This window comes from uncultured Roseobacter sp., assembly GCF_947492555.1.
Lineage (GTDB): Bacteria > Pseudomonadota > Alphaproteobacteria > Rhodobacterales > Rhodobacteraceae > Roseobacter.
Genome location: NZ_CANLNE010000011.1, coordinates 1 through 2,077, shown reverse-complemented (window position 1 = coordinate 2,077; position 2,077 = coordinate 1). Strand labels below are relative to the sequence as shown.

The 2,077-nt window shown below is 61.9% G+C and carries 2 protein-coding genes; both read left to right on the top strand.

Annotated features, from left to right (window positions below; genetic code table 11):
- Positions 1-8 precede the first annotated feature (8 nt).
- Positions 9-815: a taurine ABC transporter ATP-binding protein gene (locus tag Q1A07_RS21870; protein ID WP_299784656.1), complete on the top strand. Its 807-nt coding sequence runs from the start codon at positions 9-11 to the stop codon at positions 813-815.
- Entirely contained in the window at positions 812-2,077 is a 1,266-nt protein-coding gene (locus tag Q1A07_RS21865) for an ABC transporter permease (RefSeq protein WP_299784654.1), read from the top strand. The genes Q1A07_RS21870 and Q1A07_RS21865 overlap by 4 nt, the downstream gene beginning before the upstream one ends.

Below are 2,077 nucleotides of genomic sequence, written 5' to 3'. Positions count from 1 at the left end.
GGGACCATATGACTGGATTATCCATAAACAATTTATCGATGCGCTTTGAGTTGCCGAATGGCGATCATGTGCAGGCGCTGCAGGACGTCTCGCTGGATCTCAAGGCGGGCGAGCTATTGAGCGTGCTGGGGCCCTCGGGCTGCGGCAAGACGACATTGCTGAATATCGTGGCGGGGTTTCTGGCGCCGACGGCGGGTGAGTTGATCCTGAACGGCCACAAGGTCACAGGCCCGGATGCGGAACGCGGCATGGTGTTCCAGCAGGGTGCGCTCTTTGAGTGGATGTCGGTGCGCGAGAATGTGGGTTTTGGCCCCTCGATGAAGGGCACGCCGAAAAAGGACAAGGACGAGACCGTCAACCACCTGCTCGATGTGGTGGGTTTGCAGGACTTCAAGGAAAAGGCGGTCTACGAGCTGTCGGGCGGCATGCAGCAGCGCGTGGCGCTGGCGCGCTGTCTGGCCAATGATCCGGATGTGATCCTGATGGACGAGCCGCTGGGCGCGCTGGATGCGCTGACGCGCGAGAAGATGCAGAGCCTTGTGCTCAAGCTGTGGAAAGAGACCGGCAAGACGATCATCCTGATCACCCACTCGGTGGAAGAGGCGTTGCTTTTGGGCGAGCGTCTGATCGTGATGGCGCCGCGCCCCGGACGGATCCACAAGGAATATCGTCTGCCCTTTGCCGATCTGGGCGTTGATGCGGACCTGCGGGAAGTGAAAAAACACCATGACTTCGGGCCCAAGCGCGAAGAGATCCTGAACATGATCTGGGACATGGAAGAAGAAATCATGGGCGGAACGGAGGACGCGGCATGATCCCTCTGCTGATCTATATTCTCATCTTCGTCGCCGCTTTCTTCATTGTCACCAAGGTGGTGCAGGGGGCCGGTCTGTCCGACTATACCTCGCTGAAAACCGTGACCTTCGGCGATGAAAGCGCTGTGCGGCCCAACCGGGCGGCGGGCATCATCTCGATCCTGACGATCTTCCTGATGTGGGGGATCTTCACGGGCTCCAGCCTGTTGCCGGGGTTCCTGCATGCGCCGGGGCCGTTCGAGGGCACGGCGAGCTTCACCTATACCTCTGAAGCGAACGGCGAGACGGATGACGCGACCGTCACTGTCATAGTGCATCCGCGAGAAGAGGCCACAGATGCGCCCGAGGTTGACCCGGGCGATGGCTTTGCCAAGAATGATTCCGCTGCGATTGCACAGTGGCGCACCGGTCTGATCAACGTGGCGCGCAACGACGAGATCTCCAAAAGCGATGGTAACAAAGTGATCGCGATCAACGGCGAGGCCATTGCCCCCGGCGGGACCGTCGCGGTCGAGGGGGGGACCGTGACGCTGAGTGACAAGGGGACGCCCAACTTCGAGCCGACCCGGGGGTGGCAGATGGAGCCGCTCTATCTGCCGGCGCCGGAAGAGGTCTGGACGCGGTCCATCTCCATTGCCGGTGAAGGCTTCCGGAACTTCACCTTGCTGGAGCATCTGGGGTACTCGCTGTTCCGGGTTGTCGTCGGCTTTCTGCTCGGCGCACTCGTTGGCATTCCTCTCGGGTACGCCATGGGGCTGAGCGACTGGTTCCGCGGCTGGTTCGACCCGATCGTGGAGTTCATGCGGCCGGTGCCGCCGCTGGCGCTGATCCCGCTGGTGATCATCTGGGCGGGCATCGGGGAGGCGGGCAAGATCATCCTGCTGTTCCTGGCGGCCCTATGGATCATGGCGATTGCGGCGCGCTCGGGCGTGTCGGGTGTGAAGATCTCCAAGGTGCACGCGGCCTATTCCCTGGGCGCCAGCAAGTGGCAGATCATGCGCCATGTGATTGTGCCGAACTCGCTGCCCGAGATCTTCACCGGCGCGCGGGTGGCGATGGGGGTCTGCTGGGGCACGGTTGTGGCCGCCGAACTCGTCGCGGCGGAGCAGGGGGCCGGCATGATGATCATGACCGCCTCGAAGTTCCAGAACACCGATATCGTGATCATGGGCATCATCCTGATTGGCGTGATCGGCTTCGGCATCGACATGCTCATGCGATGGGCCGAGCGCCTCCTCGTCCCATGGAAGGGAAAAGGGTGA

What these genes read in the sequence shown, in the direction of transcription:
- Q1A07_RS21865 (WP_299784654.1), top strand. Translation starts at nt 812, where the DNA reads ATGATCCCTCTGCTGATCTATATTCTCATCTTCGTCGCCGCTTTCTTC.
- Q1A07_RS21870 (WP_299784656.1), top strand. Translation starts at nt 9, where the DNA reads ATGACTGGATTATCCATAAACAATTTATCGATGCGCTTTGAGTTGCCG.